Source organism: Candidatus Symbiothrix dinenymphae (genome assembly GCF_001431085.1).
Map to the genome: position 1 here is coordinate 1 of NZ_BBRU01000391.1, position 458 is coordinate 458.

At 47.8% G+C, this 458-nt stretch carries 1 protein-coding gene; it reads right to left on the reverse strand.

Annotated elements, in window-relative coordinates; genetic code table 11:
- The coding region (locus tag ASC50_RS04495) for a peroxiredoxin family protein (protein ID WP_158648431.1) at nt 1-458 on the reverse strand (458 nt) is incomplete at both ends.

Below are 458 nucleotides of genomic sequence, written 5' to 3' on the forward strand. Positions count from 1 at the left end.
ATTGATGGCTTTTCTGGCATAATCCATATCGTCTTTTCGCTCAAAAGCCAAGCCGATGACTTCCACGCCTCTGTCTTTGTTGGCATCGTACCATGGTGCTAAAAATTGCAATTCGTCCAAACAATTGGGGCACCAACTGCCCAAAACGGACACAATCACTACCTTGCCTTTGTAACGCTCATCGTTGATTGAGATGATTTTGCCTTCTGTGTTGGGCAACGCAAAACTTAATGACGAAAATCCGCGTTTGAGTTGCGCCAATCCATACGCATCATCCAAAGCCGCTTGGGGGTTGCGCTTGCCAACCAATTTTGTTTGACTGCGTGCGGTATAAAACGCGCCTGCAAACGAGGTGTCGTCCGTGAAATTGATTTCAATCAAATAGGGACTCAAGCCGCTAAATGCCGCCCGCACAACCCCTTGCTCCGTCAACGCTCCTTCCAAAAATCCCAAATCAC